This window comes from Hyphomicrobium sp. (genome assembly GCF_036833075.1).
GTDB lineage: Bacteria > Pseudomonadota > Alphaproteobacteria > Rhizobiales > Hyphomicrobiaceae > Hyphomicrobium_C.
Map to the genome: position 1 here is coordinate 1 of NZ_DAITQL010000087.1, position 16,444 is coordinate 16,444.

At 67.4% G+C, this 16,444-nt stretch carries 17 protein-coding genes; 10 read left to right on the top strand and 7 right to left on the bottom strand.

Going from position 1 to position 16,444, the window contains the following annotated elements; all coding sequences use genetic code 11:
- Positions 1–51: 51 nt before the first annotated feature.
- From V7082_RS18295 to V7082_RS18315, 5 genes are all read right to left on the bottom strand, one after another.
- Positions 52–855, bottom strand: coding sequence for a murein L,D-transpeptidase family protein (locus V7082_RS18295; protein ID WP_334150841.1), 804 nt, complete (start codon positions 853–855; stop codon positions 52–54).
- A gap of 118 nt (positions 856–973) precedes the next feature.
- Positions 974–1,939 carry a murein L,D-transpeptidase family protein gene (locus V7082_RS18300; protein ID WP_334150843.1) on the bottom strand — a complete coding sequence of 322 codons (966 nt, stop codon included), beginning with the start codon at positions 1,937–1,939 and terminating at the stop codon, positions 974–976.
- Between the two features lie 184 nt (positions 1,940–2,123).
- Positions 2,124–3,080 (bottom strand): acetyl-CoA carboxylase carboxyltransferase subunit alpha, encoded by a 957-nt coding sequence (locus V7082_RS18305; protein ID WP_334150859.1) that lies wholly within the window; start codon positions 3,078–3,080, stop codon positions 2,124–2,126.
- A 177-nt stretch (positions 3,081–3,257) separates the two neighbouring features.
- Positions 3,258–4,205 carry a site-specific tyrosine recombinase XerD gene (locus V7082_RS18310; protein ID WP_334150844.1) on the bottom strand — a complete coding sequence of 316 codons (948 nt, stop codon included), beginning with the start codon at positions 4,203–4,205 and terminating at the stop codon, positions 3,258–3,260.
- Positions 4,206–4,302: 97 nt separating this feature from the next.
- Entirely contained in the window at positions 4,303–4,461 is a 159-nt protein-coding gene (locus V7082_RS18315; RefSeq protein WP_334150846.1) for a hypothetical protein, read from the bottom strand.
- 225 nt (positions 4,462–4,686) lie between these two features.
- Here V7082_RS18315 and V7082_RS18320 point away from each other — a divergent pair, with 225 nt between their 5' ends.
- The 3 genes from V7082_RS18320 (at position 4,687) to V7082_RS18330 (ending at position 7,889) form a co-directional block, all read left to right on the top strand.
- Positions 4,687–5,268, top strand: coding sequence for a shikimate kinase (locus V7082_RS18320; protein ID WP_334150847.1), 582 nt, complete (start codon positions 4,687–4,689; stop codon positions 5,266–5,268).
- Positions 5,269–5,373: 105 nt separating this feature from the next.
- Positions 5,374–6,525 carry a 3-dehydroquinate synthase gene (gene aroB, locus V7082_RS18325; protein WP_334150849.1) on the top strand — a complete coding sequence of 384 codons (1,152 nt, stop codon included), beginning with the start codon at positions 5,374–5,376 and terminating at the stop codon, positions 6,523–6,525.
- Positions 6,525–7,889: an HlyC/CorC family transporter gene (locus tag V7082_RS18330; RefSeq protein WP_334150860.1), complete on the top strand. Its 1,365-nt coding sequence runs from the start codon at positions 6,525–6,527 to the stop codon at positions 7,887–7,889. Before aroB ends, V7082_RS18330 begins: the two co-directional genes overlap by 1 nt.
- A gap of 16 nt (positions 7,890–7,905) precedes the next feature.
- On the opposite strand, the gene V7082_RS18335 is transcribed toward V7082_RS18330, so the two are convergent.
- Positions 7,906–8,184, bottom strand: coding sequence for a BolA family protein (locus tag V7082_RS18335; RefSeq protein ID WP_334150850.1), 279 nt, complete (start codon positions 8,182–8,184; stop codon positions 7,906–7,908).
- Between the two features lie 96 nt (positions 8,185–8,280).
- Between V7082_RS18335 and V7082_RS18340 the strand changes: the two genes are divergently transcribed.
- The 5 genes from V7082_RS18340 (at position 8,281) to V7082_RS18360 (ending at position 13,542) form a co-directional block, all read left to right on the top strand.
- On the top strand, positions 8,281–8,913 hold the full coding sequence (locus V7082_RS18340) for a J domain-containing protein (protein ID WP_334150851.1): 633 nt from the start codon (positions 8,281–8,283) through the stop codon (positions 8,911–8,913).
- 144 nt (positions 8,914–9,057) lie between these two features.
- Positions 9,058–10,065 (top strand): cobaltochelatase subunit CobS, encoded by a 1,008-nt coding sequence (cobS, locus tag V7082_RS18345; RefSeq protein WP_334150852.1) that lies wholly within the window; start codon positions 9,058–9,060, stop codon positions 10,063–10,065.
- A gap of 37 nt (positions 10,066–10,102) precedes the next feature.
- Entirely contained in the window at positions 10,103–10,426 is a 324-nt protein-coding gene (locus V7082_RS18350; protein WP_334150853.1) for a hypothetical protein, read from the top strand.
- Entirely contained in the window at positions 10,426–12,309 is a 1,884-nt protein-coding gene (gene cobT, locus V7082_RS18355; protein WP_334150854.1) for a cobaltochelatase subunit CobT, read from the top strand. Before V7082_RS18350 ends, cobT begins: the two co-directional genes overlap by 1 nt.
- Before the next feature lie 84 nt (positions 12,310–12,393).
- Positions 12,394–13,542, top strand: coding sequence for an esterase-like activity of phytase family protein (locus V7082_RS18360; protein ID WP_334150855.1), 1,149 nt, complete (start codon positions 12,394–12,396; stop codon positions 13,540–13,542).
- Here the strand turns inward: V7082_RS18360 and V7082_RS18365 are convergent.
- Positions 13,523–14,203 carry a CAP domain-containing protein gene (locus tag V7082_RS18365; protein WP_334150856.1) on the bottom strand — a complete coding sequence of 227 codons (681 nt, stop codon included), beginning with the start codon at positions 14,201–14,203 and terminating at the stop codon, positions 13,523–13,525. The genes V7082_RS18360 and V7082_RS18365 overlap by 20 nt on opposite strands.
- A 371-nt stretch (positions 14,204–14,574) precedes the next feature.
- Here V7082_RS18365 and V7082_RS18370 point away from each other — a divergent pair, with 371 nt between their 5' ends.
- Entirely contained in the window at positions 14,575–15,741 is a 1,167-nt protein-coding gene (locus V7082_RS18370; protein ID WP_334150857.1) for a hypothetical protein, read from the top strand.
- A 53-nt stretch (positions 15,742–15,794) separates the two neighbouring features.
- The coding region (locus V7082_RS18375) for an ATP-binding protein (protein ID WP_334150858.1) at positions 15,795–16,444 on the top strand (650 nt) is incomplete at its 3' end.

Below are 16,444 nucleotides of genomic sequence, written 5' to 3' on the forward strand. Positions count from 1 at the left end.
GCCAATTACTTCAGGAATGCAGGATATGCTTCCGCCTAAGTTGAACACGCTCTAGGGCTTGGCTGCGGGCGGGCAGCCCGCCTCGATGGGCGCGCGGCCGTCGTAGCCCGCAGCACCCGGGGCGAAGGCATACTGCGTGCCGCAGACGGAAACCTTGGGCGGGATCCGGCTGGCCTCGAAAAGGTCGGAGCCGGGCTTGAGCGCCTTCCAGAACGCCTCAGACGGCGAGCCGGCATACCGGTCGAGATTGCGCGCCGTCATGCGGAACGGGAACACCTGCACCTGGAACCGCTGCTGGCCGCCGTCGAGCGCCGCCGTGACCAGCCGCCAGATCTCGTCGATGACCGGGTTGGTCATCGCATAGCAGCCGATGGACCCGCAGCCGCCGTGCACCATGAGCAGCGAGCCCGTGCGGCCATGCGCCCGGTCGAAGGCATTGGGGAAGCCGAGATTGAACGAGCGGCGCCAGGCGCTGTTCGGATTAAGCGCCGTCCGGTCCACCGAGTAGAAGCCCTCCGGCGCCTGCCTGTCGCCCTGCTTGAGCTTCGGTCCGAGCTCGCCCGACCATTTGCAGATCGGATAGGTGGCGAAATGTTGAAAGCGTCCGTCCTTCTGCATCCAGAGCTCGAGCTCGAACTCGCGCTTGAAGATGCGCATGAGGATTGGATCGCCCACGGCGAGCCCTTGCCGGGCGAGCCGCCCGTCGAGATCCGCGAGGTCGGGTGTGCCGGGCAGAGTCAGGCCGTTCTTGGCGAACGTGGCGCGCCAGTGCCGCTCGAAGCTGATCCACACACGCTCGGCTTCGACGGGCCGCACGAACGCGAAGATCGCCGCCGAGGCCAGGAGGGCGGCCACGAGCAGGACGAAGGCGCGCAGGAAACGACGGGTCAGAGCAAGGGTCCTCGCGATGGGCGCGGCCGGAATGCCGCGCGGCGATCATACCAGCGATCCCCGGGATCGGGGCCTGCGGGAGCTACGGGTTGAAGCCGAGCGCGGAAGCACCGGGCGGCATCCCGAGGGAGACCGGGAAGGCGTCGGTCGCGGCGAAGGTGGCTTGCGCGTTCGCCGTCGTGGTTGCGACTTCGACCGCGTCCCGCGTCTTCGGGCCCGGTACGCTGATGCGCTCCGAGGCGAGCTTGCCTTCGGCGGGGCGTGGCGAGAACGGCTGCAGCTTGGGTCTCAGGAAGTGCGGGCAGGGCCCGTTCGGATCGACCGTTTGCGGCGCCGTCAGCACGGCATTGACCACATAGCGACGCTCGCAGACGGCGATCGCCGGCGGAATGCGGTTGGCCTCGAAGAAGTCGTAGCCTTCCTTGAGCGTTTTCCAGAAGGGATACCACTTATGCTTCTTGAAGCGGTCGAGCTTCTCCTGCGTCATGCGGAACGGAAACGCATGCACCTCGAAGCTCGTCTGCCCGCTGCGGAACGCATCCCGCGCCAGCGCGTAAATCTCCTCGGCGAGCGCGTCCGTCATCGCATAGCACCCGGCCGACTTGCACTTGCCGTGCACCATCAGCGCCTCGCCCGTGCGCCCGAGCGCGCGGTCGTAGGCGTTGGGATAGCCGAGGTTGAAGGCCAGATAGAACTTCGAGTTCGGGTTCATCTGGTTCTGGGAGATCTTATAGAAGCCCTCCGGCGCCTGCTTGTCGCCTTGCGCCTGCTTGGGGCCGAGCTCGCCCGACCAGTTGCAGATCGGGTAGGTCTTGAAATGGTAGAAGCGCCCGTCGTCGCGCATCTTCCAGACCTCGAGCTCCGACTCCTCCTTGAAGATGCGCACGAAGATCGGTGCCGTTGCGTTCATGCCCTTCTTGCCGAGCAGCGAGACGGTTTCCGGCGTGAGCGGCTGTTCGGAGGGCGGCAGAAGCCCCGGCGCGCTGGAGCAGGCGGCAAGCAACACGCCTACGAGCCCGGCCGAGAGCACGAGCTTGAGACGGGACATGAGCCTGTCAGCGAGGATGTTTAAACGCACACGCATTCCCTCTGGCGCATACGAAAGACCATCCGACCGTAACCATGAAGATTCCATGAACGTCACGGATTCCTCAAGCTTCTCAGCGCGGAGCTTGAATTTGTCAAGCTTGCCCGGCAAATGCGGCCCCCATGCGGCCGCTCGTGCACAGCCGCTACAACTGGCGCCCGATCGCCAGGAAGCGCTCGTGCCGCAAGCGCTTGATGTCGGCCGGGGATTTGCCGTCGAACTCGGCCAGCGCCTTGGCGATGGCATCGCCCGCGGTCTGGATGGCGAGCGCCCGGTCCCGATGGGCGCCGCCCACGGGTTCGCGGATGATGACGTCGATGACGCCGAGGGTGTCGAGGTCCTGGGCGGTGATCTTCATGTTGGTGGCGGCGTCGATCGCCTTCGACGAATCGCGCCACAGGATCGAGGCGGCCGCTTCCGGCGAGGCGACGGTGTAGATCGCGTGCTCGAGCATCAGGATCTTGTTGGCGGCCGCGATGGCGATGGCGCCGCCCGAGCCGCCCTCGCCGATGACGACGGCGATCACGGGCACGCCGATCGCGAGGCACTTGTCGGTCGAGCGCGCGATGGCCTCCGCCTGCCCGCGCTCCTCGGCGCCGATGCCGGGATAGGCACCTGCCGTATCGACGAGCGTGATCACCGGCAGATTGAACTTGTCGGCCATCTCCATGAGGCGCACCGCCTTGCGGTAGCCTTCCGGCCGCGCCATGCCGAAGTTGTGCCGGATGCGCCCTTCGGTGTTCGAGCCCTTCTCGTGCCCGATGACGACCACGGGACGCCCGCGGAAGCGGCCGAGGCCGCCCATGACGGCTTCGTCCTCGGCGAAGTAGCGATCGCCCGCGAGCGGCGTGAACTCCTCGATCAGCCCCGAGATGTAGTCCAGGAAATGCGGCCGGTCCGGATGGCGCGCCACCTGCGTCTTTTGCCAGGGCGTGAGCCGGCTGTAGGTATCGACGAGGGCCGCCTTCGCCTTCTGCTCGAGTTTCTTGATCTCCTCCGAGATCGACACGCCCTCGTCGCCCTCGAGCACCTTGAGCTCCGAAACTTTGCTTTCGAGCTCGGCGATCGGCTTCTCGAAGTCGAGATAGGTGCGAACGGCAATCGGGCGGTCGGGTTTCGTGGGTTCCAAGGGAGCCTCATGCGGGCGAACGTGCGCGGGCGTCCGGTCGGGGTCCTTCCGGCAGCCGGGCGCACGTTGACCGTTTCCCGGAATTTATGTCAACACCCGCGTGCTTTTTCGTAAACGCGGGGCCTTGGGCGATCGCCGCGCGACGCGGCGCTAGGGGGCTTTCTTGGCCAGCGGATGATGCTCGGTGACGAGCCGCTTCAGCCGCTCCTCGAGCACATGAGTATAGATCTCGGTGGTCGAGATGTCCGCATGCCCCAGGAGGCTCTGCACGCTTCTGAGGTCGGCGCCCCGGTCGAGCAGGTGGCTCGCGAACGCGTGGCGCAGCACATGCGGCGAAACGCGCTCGGGGTCGATCCCGGCAGCGAGCGCCGTCTCCTTGAGGTCCTGCGCGAACCGCTGCCGGGTCAGGTGGCCGCCGCCGGCGCGGGAGGGAAAGAGGTGGCGCGTGGCAAGCATGGGGGCGACGCCGTCCCCCGGCGCGGTCCCGAGCGCCAGGTAGCGGGCGAGGGCCGCGCGCGCCCCAGCGTTGAGCGGCACGAGCCGCTCGCGCCCGCCCTTGCCGCGGATGGCGATGAGGCGCGGGTCGCCCTGAAGCACGCTGCGCGGCAGCGACACCAGCTCTGAGACGCGCATGCCGGTCGCATAGAGCATCTCGAGGAGGCAGTGGTGCCGGACGGCGCGCACGAGGTCGCGCCCGCTCAAGCCCTGGGTCGCTCGGGCGGCCGTGCCGATCAGCCGATCGACCTCGTCGACCGACAGCGTTTTCGGCAGCGCGCGCGCCTTGCCCGGCGCGGTGACGCCCTCCACCGGGCTTTCGCCGACGACACCCTCGGCTTCGAGGAACTTGTAGAGCTGGCGCACGGCCGAAAGCCGCCGCGCGCGCGAGGCCGGCTTCAGCCCCGCGACGGAAAGCTCCTGCAGGTAGCGCGAGAGGTCGGCCTTGCGCGCCGCCGTGAGCGCCACGCCGGCGCGCGCGATGAACGCCAGGTAGTCGGCGAGGTCGCGGCGATAGGCATCGAGCGTGTTCGCCGCCGCGCCCTTCTCCGCCGCCATCATCTCGAGGAAGGCCGCGATATGCCGCTCCGCCGCTCCGCTCATCGTGGCCTCCGGGCCATAAGCGGCACCCTGCTGCAACGCCTGAGCCCGGCCCTCTTTCCCGCGCGGGCGGGTGGGGTGAAGTGCGCGACCATCGCCATCATGGGGCGGCTTCGGGCTTCCGAATCTTGACCCCGGGCACGACCTTGACCACCTCGTGCTGCGCGGGCTCGAACTGGTGGGCGAGGATGTACAATCCGACGGTAACCACCGCGACCATGGAGCCGGCGGAGACAAGGAAGCGGAAGAGGCTCGGCATCGGAGAAAAAGGCTCGGATGAAGCGCCCGGCGAGGGGCAGGACGCGCCATCTTATGTCTGGGCCCAACATGGCGCGATTATGACTGATAGAGGCGGCCCGGCGGCAACAATACACCGCTTTGGCGCCGATCGCTCGCTTCAGGCGAGGAAGTTCAGTATGAGTGGGCCCGCATCTGAAATCGATCCCCGTGCCGCCCCTCGGGGCGGCGCGTAACCGAAAGCAGCATGGAGCAGGGCAAGGACAGTGTCGAGACGGTGCGCCGGGCGCTGGGGCGGCGCTCGCTGGTGCTCGTCGGCCTCATGGGCTGCGGGAAGTCCTCGATCGGCAAGCGCCTCGCCACCCGGCTCGCGCTCCCCTTCATCGACACCGACGAAGAGATCGAGCGCGTCGCCCAGAAGTCCATCAGCGAGATCTTCGCCGACCATGGCGAGGCGTTCTTCCGCGACCGCGAAGCGAAGGTGATCGCCCGCCTGCTGAGCAGCGGCCCGCAGGTTCTGGCCACGGGCGGCGGCGCCTTCATCACGCCGGAGACGCGCCAGAAGGTCCGCGAGGCGGGCGTATCGATCTGGCTTCGCGCCGAGCTGCCGATCCTCATGCGCCGCGTCGGCAAGCGCGACACCCGCCCGCTCCTCAAGGATGGCGATCCCGAGCAGGTCATGAGGAAGCTGATGGCGGCCCGCTATCCGGTCTATGGCGAGGCGGATCTCACGGTCGAAAGCCGCGATATTCCCCATGACAGCATCGTCACCGAGATCATCCAGGCCCTGTCGCGCCACCCGGCGTTGGCGCAGCCGACCTCGATCTGACATTGGGCGGAGCCGACATCGATCTGACGTTGGCGGAGCCGACATCGATCTGATACGTCTCTCGCGGGACTTGAAACCCCGCCCGCCAAGAAGAAGATGGTTGCCATGCCGACCCTTGCCCATTCCCTGGCCGCGACGACACGGGCCGCCCGCACGGTGCCCGTTCCGCTTGACGGTCGCGCTTACGACGTTCTGATCGGCCCGGATCTGCTGGCCGAGGCGGGCCGCCTCGTCGCCGGCCGCCTGGGCAAGGCGCGCTGCGGCATCGTCACGGACGAGAACGTGGCGCGGTATCATCTGGCGGCGCTCGAGGCGAGCCTCAGGGCGGAAGGCCGCCACAAGGGATCGATCATCCTGCCGGCCGGCGAGCCGACCAAGAGCTTCCGCGCGCTGGGGCCCTTGTGCGAGCGGCTGCTGGAGATGGGCCTCGAGCGCGGCGACCTCGTCGTTGCCTTCGGCGGCGGCGTGATCGGCGACCTCGCCGGCTTCGCGGCCGGCATCCTGCGCCGCGGCATCCGCTTCGTGCAGATCCCGACCACGCTGCTGGCCCAGGTCGACAGTTCCGTGGGCGGTAAGACCGGCATCAACACACCCCAGGGCAAGAACCTGATCGGCGTCTTTCACCAGCCCTCGCTCGTCATCGCCGATACAGATGTGCTGAAGACGCTGCCCGCCCGCGAGATGCGCGCCGGCTACGCGGAGGTCGTGAAGTACGGCCTCATCGGCGACGCGGGCTTCTTCGGCTGGCTCGAACAGGCGTTCGGCGGCATCTTCTCCTACGACCAGGAGACGCTCGTCGCCGCCATCGAGACGAGCGTCAAGGCGAAGGCGGCCATCGTCGTGCGCGACGAGCACGAGACGGGCGATCGCGCTCTCCTGAACCTCGGCCACACCTTCGGCCACGCGCTCGAGGCCTGGACGGGCTACTCGGACCGCCTGCTGCATGGCGAGGGCGTGGCCATCGGCATGTGCCTCGCCTTCCGCTTCTCGGAGAGCCTCGGCCTCTGCCCGGCCGGCACGGCCGAGCGTGTCACGCGCCATGTCCGGGCCGTCGGCCTGCCGACGCGCCTTGCCGATATTCCAGGCGACGCGGCCGACGCCGGCGAACTCGTCCGCCTGATGGGCCAGGACAAGAAAGTGCGCGACGGACGCCTGACGTTCATCCTTGTCCGCGGCATCGGCGAAGCCTTCGTCTCGCGCGATATCGAGGAGGCAACGGTGCGCGATTTCCTCGCCCGCGAGATCGCCACGCCGTGATGGGCTCGATCGCGTCCCAGCTTCTGATTGCGCTTTTTCTGCTTGCGGCCAACGCGTTCTATGTCGCGGCCGAGTTCGCCCTGGTCAAGAGCCGCGGCTTTCGCGTCAAGGCCATGATCGAGCGCGAGGAGATCGGCGCGCGGCTCGTGCACGACATCATGAACAACATCGAGCCCTATCTCGCCTGCTGCCAGCTCGGCATCACGATGGCATCCCTCGGGCTCGGCTGGGTCGGCGAGCCGGTGGTCTCGGCGCTGCTGGGGCCGCTGCTGGCGCCGCTCGATCTGCCGGATTCGGTGCTGCATTTCACCTCGTTCATCACCGGCTTTCTTGTGTTCTCCTCGCTCCACATCGTGCTCGGCGAGCAGGTGCCGAAGACGTTGGCGATCCGCAAGCCCGAGCCGGTGTCGCGCTGGATCGCTTATCCGCTGCACGTCTCCTATCGCGTGTTCTATCCGCTCAATTGGCTGCTGAACACCGCCTCCCGCGCCATTCTCTCGGCGTTTGGCGTGCAGGAATCCGCGCAGCATGAAGTCCTGTCGGGAGCGGAGATCGAGGGGCTCGTCGGCGAATCCGCCGAGCACGGAAAGATTGCGAGCGGCGAAGCCGAGTACATCCAGAACGTCTTCCGTTTCGGCGAGCTGCAGGTCGCCGACATCATGATTCATCGCACCAAGATGGAGACCTTCGACGTCGCCGACAGCCCGCAGGCGATCATCGGCGAGGTTCTGCGCTCCCAATATACGCGCGTGCCGATCTGGAAGGACGAGCCGGAGAATATCGTCGGGCTGCTCAACACCAAGGACCTGCTCGGCGCGCTCTCGGCTGCCAATTGGGACGTGAACAAGCTCGACATCATGAGCATCGCCGCGACACCCTGGTTCGTGCCCGACACGACGACCTTGAAGGATCAGCTCACCCAGTTCCTGAAGCACAAAGCGCAGATGGCGATGGTGGTGGACGAGTACGGCGAGGTGCAGGGTCTGATCACCCTCGAGGACATCCTCGAGGAGATCGTCGGCCAGATCACCGACGAGCACGACATCGCCGAGCTGCACATTCGTCCGCAGGCCGACGGCACCGTCAACGTCGACGGCTCGGTGCCGGTGCGGGATCTGAACCGCCACATGGACTGGAATTTGCCGGAGGACGAGGCAACCACCGTCGCTGGGCTCGTCGTGCACGAGGCGCAGATGATTCCGGAGCCGGGCCAGATGTTCACCTTCTACGGCTATCGCATGGAGATCCTGCGCCGGTCGCGCAACAAGATCGCGGCCGTGCGCATCAAGCGTCTTGATGGCGAGGAGGCCAGCGTCCGGAAAGCGGCCGCATCGGGTCTTCAGCGTGCCGGCAACACGCGATGATCCGCGCGCGCGAAATTCACCCCAAGGGTTCGCCCGGCGCGTAGGCCGAGAGCGCGAGCGCGTGGATGCCGCCGTTGTTGAGCTCGTCGGCGATGACGTCGTTCACCATCCGGTGCCGGCCGACGCGCGAGACGCCTGTGAACATCGGTGAGACGATGAGGATGCGAAAATGGCTTTGCCCCGTCCCCGGCGACGAGCGGTGTCCGGCGTGCAGCTCGCTTTCGTTGACGATGTCGAGCCGCGTCGGCTCGAGCGCGACCATGAGCTTTTCACGCAAACGTTTCTCGGCCGACATGCATCGCCCTCCTAGTTTATCACATCGATCGTCGCGCGGCGATGCGCCGAAGAGTGCGTCTTGTCTGACCGCGACCGGAAGATCATAATCCAGTCCATGAAGCTCAACTCTAAATACTTCGATTCGATCCGGGTTGCGCCGAAGCGTCAGGCCGACGAAGCGGCCGAGCGCAAGCATCCCTCGTGCCAGTGGAAAGGATGTGGCCGTCCCGCGCCCTACCGCGCGCCGAAAGGTCGCGGCCGCGACGGCGAGTATTTCTCGTTCTGCGTCGATCACGTGCGCGAGTACAATGCCGCCTACAACTATTTCGACGGCATGAGCGATGCCGAGGTGAGCGACTTCCAGAAGGACGCCGTGATCGGCCACCGCCCGACGTGGAAGGTCGGCGCCAATTCCTGGGCCCATGGCACTTCCTCGAGAATGTCGGGTGGCACCCGGGGGGACGCCGGATTCCAGGCTCACGACCCGCACGGCCTCTTTGCCGAGCGGGCCCGCCAGGCCCGCGAGGAGCCCGTCGCGCGCCGGCGCGCCCTGAAGCCGATCGAAAAGAAGTCGCTCGAGGCCCTGCACCTGCCGGAAACCGCCTCGAAGGAGGAAATCAAGGCGCGCTTCAAGGAGTTGGTCAAGCGCCACCACCCGGATTCGAACGGCGGCGATACGCGCTCCGAGGACACATTGCGCGAAATTATCCAAGCCTATAACTATCTTAAGAAAGCGGGCCTCGTCTGAGCCTTGGTGCGGCCCGTTCGCGGGCCGCGCTGGCAAGAGACGGGGCCCATGTCCCAACCTCGCGGCCGGACCTTGCGACGGGTCGGAAGCCGCGAGCCCACCAGGACCGGTCCTGCGGGATGCCGTCCTTGCTCGAAGGTTTCAATGCGCGCGCAATCATCCACGGCCACCGCCCATTCGGACACGCCTGGGCTTCCGGACATGACGCTCTCGGTCCGCCAGGTGTTCGGCATCGAGTCGGATCTCGAGGTCCCCGCCTACTCGAAGGCGGACGAGCATGTGCCCGATCTCGACCCGGATTACCTCTTCAACCGCGAGGTCACGCTCGCCATCCTCGCCGGCTTCAAATACAACCGCCGCGTGATGGTGCAGGGCTATCACGGCACGGGCAAGTCGACCCACATCGAGCAGGTCGCCGCGCGTCTCAACTGGCCCTGCATCCGCGTCAACCTCGACAGCCATGTCTCGCGCATCGATCTCGTCGGCAAGGATGCGATCGTCTTGAAGGACGGCAAGCAGGTGACGGAGTTCCGCGAAGGCATCCTGCCGTTCGCGCTGCAGTCCAACACCGCCCTCGTCTTCGACGAGTACGATGCCGGCCGCCCGGACGTGATGTTCGTCATCCAGCGCGTGCTCGAGGTCTCGGGCAAGCTGACGCTGCTCGACCAGTCGAAGGTCATCCGGCCGCACCCGGCCTTCCGCCTGTTCGCGACCACGAACACCATCGGCCTCGGCGATACGTCGGGCCTCTACCACGGCACGCAGCAGATCAACCAGGGCCAGATGGACCGCTGGTCGATCGTCGCCACCTTGAACTATCTGCCGCACGACGACGAGGCGAAGATCGTCCTGTCGAAGGTCAAGAGCTGGAACAAGACGGACGCCAAGCGCAAGGTGGTCTCCGCCATGGTGCGTGTCGCCGACCTGACGCGTCAGTCCTTCATCAACGGCGATCTCTCGACGGTGATGAGCCCGCGCACGGTGATGACCTGGGCCGAGAACGCGGAGATCTTCGGCGATGTCGGCTTCGCCTTCCGCCTGACGTTCCTGAACAAGTGCGATGAGCTCGAGCGGCCGCTGGTCGCGGAGTTCTATCAGCGCTCGTTCGGCGAGGAGCTGCCCGAGAGCGCGGCCAACGTCGCGCTCGCGTGATGGGACGAGGGGACGAGGCGCGGGCGCGAGGCGGGCGATGGCGAGGAGCGGCGACGAGGAGCGCAAGGCATTGAAGGCGGCCGGCTACACCGGGCCGCTCGGCACGGTTCTCCTGTGCCTCGTGCTGGCCGGCCTCGGCGCGTTTCTGGGCTCGATCGTGGGCGCCATTCTGATGAGCGTCGCGTTTCCGTCCAACTCTGAAATCGAGAACGTCCTCTTCGGCACGGCGGCGGGCGCCGCGCTCGGCGTTTGGCTCGGCCTGGCGAAGGTCCGCCACGGCAACCGCGACGCCCGCGAAGAGCTCGACGATCGGGAATGGCGTCGCCTCGTCCGGCGCACGGACTTCGACAGACCGCAATGATGATTCAGTCCACCAAACGCAGGGAAGCCCCCTCCGAGCCGTTGAAGCGTGTGATCGGCCTTACCGTGCGCGCCATTGCCGGCGATCCCGAGGTCGAGGTCAGCTACGGCCCGACGAAGCCGGCGCTCGAAGGCAAGCACGTGCGGCTCGCCGAGCCGTCGCGCGCACCCACGAAGGGCGAGGTCGCCGTGATGCGCGGATGGGCCGACAGCCTGGCCCTGACCGCCGCCTGCCACGACGAGTCCCTGCACCGCCGTCTCGCGCCGCCCCCCGGCCCGGCCCGCGAGGTGTTCGAGGCCGTGGAGCGCGCGCGCGTGGAGGCGCTCGGCGCCAACCGCATGCGCGGCATGGCCGACAACCTGACGGCCAAGTGCGAGGATGAGTTCGGCCACGGCCGTTTCGAGCGCATCTCGGACCGCAACGACGCGCCGATCTCGTGCGCGCTCGAGCTCCTCGTGCGCGAGCGGCTGACCGGCCAAGCGCCGCCCGAGGCGGCCCGCGCCATGGTCGACCTCTGGCGTCCCCATATCGAGGCGCGGGCCGAGAGCGTCTTTCGCCGCATGCAGAGCCTGGCCGAGGATCAGGAAGGATTCGGGCGTCTGGTCCGCGACCTGCTGAAGGCGCTCGAGCTGGCGGACAATCTCGCCGAGGGCCAGTCCGAGGAGACCGAAGAGACGGTCGAGGAGGAGCCGAACGCCGGCGAGGCGGAGTCCGAAAGCGAGGACGAAGGCGGCGAGAGCGGTGCTGAGGACCACGACCAGGAGCGCAGCGAAGGCGAGGCGGGCGAGGCGCAGGATGTGGCCGAGATGCCCGACCGCGACGAGCTCGACAGCGAGGCCGAGGATCCGGAAGGTCTCGAGACCGCGGAGCCCTGGCGCCCGAACGTGTCGGTTCTCGATAACTCCGAGCCCTTCGGCTACAAGGTCTACACGCGCGCCCACGACGAGGAGGTTTCCGCCGAGGACATCTCCAACCCCGAGGAGCTGGAGCGCCTGCGCACTTTCCTCGACAAGGAGCTGAAGGCGCTGGCGAGCGTCGTCGCGCGTCTGGCCAATCGCCTGCAGCGCCGCCTGCTCGCCAAGCAGAACCGCGCCTGGGACTTCGATCTCGAGGAAGGCGCGCTCGATGCGGCGCGCTTGACCCGCATCGTCACCGACCCGATGCATCCGCTGTCCTTCAAGCGCGAGCGCGACACGGACTTCCGCGATACGGTCGTCACCTTGCTGCTCGACAATTCCGGCTCGATGCGCGGCCGGCCGATCATGGTGGCGGCGTGCTGCGCCGACATCCTGGCGCGGACGCTCGAGCGCTGCGGCGTCAAGGTCGAGATCCTAGGCTTTACGACGCGCGCTTGGAAGGGCGGGCAGGCCCGCGAGGACTGGCTGGCGGCGGGAAAGCCGCCGGCGCCCGGCCGTCTCAACGATCTGCGCCACATCATCTACAAGACGGCGGATGCCCCTTGGCGCCGCGCCAAGCGGTCACTCGCGCTCATGATGCGCGAAGGCCTGCTCAAGGAGAACATCGACGGCGAGGCGCTGGCCTGGGCCCATGCGCGCCTGATCGCACGCCCCGAGCAGCGCCGCATCCTGATGATGATCTCGGACGGCGCTCCCGTCGACGATTCGACGCTCTCGGTGAACTCAGGCAGCTACCTCGAGCAGCACCTGCGCAAGGTGATCGAGGAGATCGAGACGCGCTCGCCGGTCGAGCTGATTGCCATCGGCATCGGCCATGACGTGACCCGTTACTACGCCCGCGCCGTCACCATCTCCGATCCGAGCGAGCTTGCCGGCGCCATGACCGACAAGCTGGTCGAGCTGTTCGAGGAGCCGCCGAAGGCGCTGCCGACGCGTGCCGGGCGCCCGGCGCGCCGTCTGCACTAGACCATGATCACTTCAGGCCCTATCAGCCTGAAGTGTGAATCATAGACTGGCGCCGGCCGTAAATCCCATCCGGAACCCATGCCGATGAGCCCGATGGCATCGATGCAAAGCCGCTGCCGCACGCTGCTTCGCGGCGTGCGCGCGCTCGCGGCATCGACCCTCGCGGCGACATTTTTCTGCGTCAACCCTGCGCCGGCACAGGTGAAGCCGCAGTCGGCCGACATCCAGACCCAGGATATCGAGGTCCGCGCCCGTCCGATCGCCCGCTTTGCGAAGGGAGGCGGTGCGCTCGTCGTGAGCCCGAGGCTCGTCTGGCGCGGTGGCCTCGAGCTCTCCTCCTCGTCCGGGGATTTCGGCGGCTGGTCGGGGCTCGTCCTCGATGCGGACGGCAAGGGCCTCCTCGCCATCTCCGATTCCGGCATCTGGATGACGGGCAGGCTCACCTACGACGGAACCCGCCCGAGCGGCCTTGCGTCGGCCCGCATCGGCGCACTGCGCACCCGGAACGGTGGCGCGCTCACCCGCAACCGGGATCGCGACGCGGAATCGGTCACGCGCGCGGGCGGTACGCTCGCCGATGGACAAGTCTACATCGGGTTCGAGCGCAACGCCCGCATCGGGCTCTTCGAGATCGGCAAGGACGGTCTCGGTGCGCCGGCCACCTATGTGACGATGCCGCCGGACGCGCGCCGCATGGGCAACGACGGCTTCGAGGCGCTGACCGTTCTCGCAGGCGGCAAAAGGAAAGGCGCGCTCGTCGCCTTCGCCGAGCATCCGTTGCGTGGCGAGACGCGCCACCGCGGCTGGATCTGGATCTCGGACACGCCGAAGCCGTTCTCCGTCGCGGCCAGCGAGGGCTACGGCATCACCGATGCGGCGAGCCTCGCCGACGGTAGCGTGCTCATCGTCGAGCGTCGCTTCCGGTGGCTCGAAGGCTTGCGCGTGCGTCTGCGCCTGCTCGAGGCGGAGGGCATCCGGCCGGGCGGGACGGCGGCCGGCGAGATCCTGCTCGAAGCGAGCAACGCCAGTGCGGAAATCGACAACCTCGAGGCCCTCGCCCTGTCCGAAGGCGAGTGCGGTGAGACCGTGGTCACGCTGATGTCCGATGACAATTTCAATCGCTTCCTGCAGCGCACCGTGCTGCTGCAGTTCACGCTGAGGGACACGCCGGCCGCCGAGGCTGCTGCGGGCGGGAAGCAGATGGACGGCGCCGCTACATCGACGAGCCGATGACGAGCGTCCAGAACGACTTGAATTCCGTCTTGGGGTCCTGCACGAGGGCAAGCCCCATCTCGCGTCCGTCCGTGAGAAGCAGGTTCTTGTTGTGCCCGGGGCTTTCCTTCCAGCCCTTGAGCACCTCGTCGAACGAGGCTTGGCCCGTGCCGACGTTCTCGGCCGCGACCTTGGGTTTGTAGCCGGTGCGCTTCACGCGGTCCCACGGATTGGAGCCGTCGGAGCCGTAATGCGAGATGCGGTCCCATTTGGCGAGGTCGCGGCTGTGCTCCTTGGCGGCGGCCGTCAAAGAGGCATTGAGCCGGAGTGGCTTCAGCCCGTTCTCGGCGCGGTACTGGTTGATGAGATCGCGCGCCCGCTCGGGATCGAGCGCCGTGCCCGAGTAGTCGCGGTCCGAGAGCGCGCCGCGCGGCGCCTTCTCGAACGAGCCTTTGGGGGCGTTGTCGGGAGTGTAAGCCGCAACCTGCGTGCCGGTGAGCGAGGAGCGCGCGCTCTTATCGATGGAGCCCGTGGTATGTCCGAAGTCGGAGCTGCCGGCGGGTTTCAGCGACGCCGTGTCCCCCGCGTCGGCGAAGCCCGAGGAGATCGCGCCCGAGTTGATGCTGCAAGCGCTTAAGCCGAGAGAAGCGGCCAGCAGGACCGGAAGGGCGAAGCGATACATTCCCGAAACTCCCGCAAAGTTACGCGCGGTCACGAGCCACCATCGCAGCAAGGAGTTAACTCCCCGTTAAATATTCAAGGCCCGGTCGGCCCGGACCCGCGGCGAGGAAAGCGTGCGGTCAGCGATCGATCACGAGCCCACCTCCCTCGGCGCCTCTTCACTCTTCCCGGACGAAGGTGTCGCCAATGGGGCGATAGCGGGCGGCAGCGCAAATTCGCATCACGGCATCTGCAACTTCGTAAAAAATGACCGGCGCGTGCCTCCGAATCCCTTGGATCTCAAGGCATTCTGACTCATTCTCACCGAATCGAGCCGGTGATTCGTGCGTACGGCGTCTCGTCATCTTCAGCCCAGGGAAGGAGACGTGGGAAATGTCGGCGCTCACGAGCGGTGTCCCCGTTGCCGGGCCGCGGCGCGGAGGCGCGTCGGCGGCCGGTCATCTGATTTTGGTCAGGCTGGCGGCTCCGGGCGGTGCGACACGCGCCGAGGTGGCCGCGGATCTCGCCCCCCTGTTCACGCACAAGCTCGCTCCGGCCGACTGGCGCCGTCTCGCCGAAAGGGAGACCGCCGAGCTCGTGTCCTCCGGCCTCGCCGCCGAAACGAAAAGCCGGCTGACGCTGACGGAGGCCGGTGCGGCCGCCGCCGCGCGCTACCTCGGCCGGACGGCGCTTGAGCAAACCTCGTGGGCGGAGCTGCGCGACGTCGCTCTCATCGCCAAAGCCCTCGGCCTCGAGACGGAGGCCGCCCAACGTCTGAAGCCGCTGGCCCGTGTCGAGGGCCTGCGCACGCTGATCGTCCAGAAGGCGTTCGGCCTCTCGGTGAAGAGGAACGTGCCGCCGACGAAGCTGCGCGCCCAGCTCGCCGTCGTGGCGCTCGAACGCGCCTTCGGCAACCGCATCAAGGCCGGCTTCGGCAAGGGCTCGGCACTCTCCGCCAAGGCCGGCCGCCTGCTCGCCGGCCAGCTTTCGCGGACCCCGCGTGCCTTCCCGACCGACGCCAAGCTGATCGCCGAGCTCGCCGCCGAGCATGTGGGCGCCAGGGACGCGACGCTCGAAGGTCTCCGCGCGGGCCTCCTGCGCGGCCTCGGTGCCCGCGTCCTCGAAGCCGACGCATCCGACGCTGCGGCCGAGGCCGGGCGCCCGGCCGCCATGCCGGCGCGCGTGACGGCGCCGCCCGCGGCGCTGAAGCCCGCCGCCAACGATCCCGAGGCCCCTGCGCTGGCGCCGCCTCGAGCGGCGCGCCCCGACCTCGCCGAGTTCGCGCGTGCCGTGAAAGAGGCTGCGGCCGCCCGCGCGGAAGGCTGGGCGGGAAGCCGCAAAGCGTTCATTTCCCACGTCTGGGACACCATCCGCGCGGGGCAGCCGTCGTGGCAGGTCTCTGAGATCGAGTTCAAGTGCATGCTGGCCGAGGCCCACCGCGCGGGCGCCGTCGTGCTCGCCAACGCGGACCTCAAGGACAGAAGGAGCATGAAGGACCTCGAGAGCTCGGCCGTTCCTTACAAGAATACCGTTTGGCACTTCGTTCGGGTCGAAGACTGACCGCCCGTCCTATTTGACCCGCCTATTTGGATTGCGTTGGAGACCGTTCACGCATGCACCACGACGCCGTCGAAGCCGGAGGCACGGACAAGCTGTCCCAGGCTTTTGAGCACAGCATCACCTGGGAGGACGACATCTGGCGGGCGGACCCCGTCGACGTGCCGGAGGTGCACCTCAAGGCGCGCCGCAAGTTCGCCGATCTGCTCTCAGAGGTGACGGGCGCACGCGACGGCGCGGTGACGCAGTCGCGCATCCTTCTGTTCCACGGCCAGTCGGGCGCCGGCAAGACGCACCTTCTACGCGCGCTACGCACCACCGCCCATCGCGAGGGCAAGGCGTATTTCGGCTACGCCCAGATGACGCCGGACGTCGCCAACTACGCCGACTACTACCTGCGTCGCCTCATCCATTCGCTGGAGAAGTCCTACGATCCCGATGCGGAGGGCGAAAGCGGTCTCTCGCGTCTCACGCAGCGCCTCGTCGGCGATGCCGAGGTGCTGCCCAAGGCGGACCTCAAGGAGCTGCGCGACGGCTCGCTCTCGGACGAGGCACTGGCGCGGCTCGTCCTGCGCCTTGCCGACGAGATCGTGGCGAGCCCGAAGTTCCGCGACCTCGAGCTCGACATCAACATCGTACGCGCACTCCTCTACCTCGAGCGCAAGGACCCGCGCATCGACCAGCGCGTCCGCCAGTACCTGTTCGG

Bases quoted from the DNA above. Each gene is read 5' to 3' on its own strand.
- V7082_RS18360 (WP_334150855.1), top strand. From the start codon at position 12,394: ATGAGCCCGATGGCATCGATGCAAAGCCGCTGCCGCACGCTGCTTCGC.
- V7082_RS18300 (WP_334150843.1), bottom strand. From the start codon at position 1,939: ATGTCCCGTCTCAAGCTCGTGCTCTCGGCCGGGCTCGTAGGCGTGTTG.
- V7082_RS18310 (WP_334150844.1), bottom strand. From the start codon at position 4,205: ATGAGCGGAGCGGCGGAGCGGCATATCGCGGCCTTCCTCGAGATGATG.
- cobT (WP_334150854.1), top strand. From the start codon at position 10,426: ATGATTCAGTCCACCAAACGCAGGGAAGCCCCCTCCGAGCCGTTGAAG.
- cobS (WP_334150852.1), top strand. From the start codon at position 9,058: ATGCGCGCGCAATCATCCACGGCCACCGCCCATTCGGACACGCCTGGG.
- V7082_RS18370 (WP_334150857.1), top strand. From the start codon at position 14,575: ATGTCGGCGCTCACGAGCGGTGTCCCCGTTGCCGGGCCGCGGCGCGGA.
- V7082_RS18340 (WP_334150851.1), top strand. From the start codon at position 8,281: ATGAAGCTCAACTCTAAATACTTCGATTCGATCCGGGTTGCGCCGAAG.
- V7082_RS18335 (WP_334150850.1), bottom strand. From the start codon at position 8,184: ATGTCGGCCGAGAAACGTTTGCGTGAAAAGCTCATGGTCGCGCTCGAG.
- V7082_RS18315 (WP_334150846.1), bottom strand. From the start codon at position 4,461: ATGCCGAGCCTCTTCCGCTTCCTTGTCTCCGCCGGCTCCATGGTCGCG.
- V7082_RS18320 (WP_334150847.1), top strand. From the start codon at position 4,687: ATGGAGCAGGGCAAGGACAGTGTCGAGACGGTGCGCCGGGCGCTGGGG.
- V7082_RS18365 (WP_334150856.1), bottom strand. From the start codon at position 14,203: ATGTATCGCTTCGCCCTTCCGGTCCTGCTGGCCGCTTCTCTCGGCTTA.
- V7082_RS18330 (WP_334150860.1), top strand. From the start codon at position 6,525: ATGGGCTCGATCGCGTCCCAGCTTCTGATTGCGCTTTTTCTGCTTGCG.
- aroB (WP_334150849.1), top strand. From the start codon at position 5,374: ATGCCGACCCTTGCCCATTCCCTGGCCGCGACGACACGGGCCGCCCGC.
- V7082_RS18350 (WP_334150853.1), top strand. From the start codon at position 10,103: ATGGCGAGGAGCGGCGACGAGGAGCGCAAGGCATTGAAGGCGGCCGGC.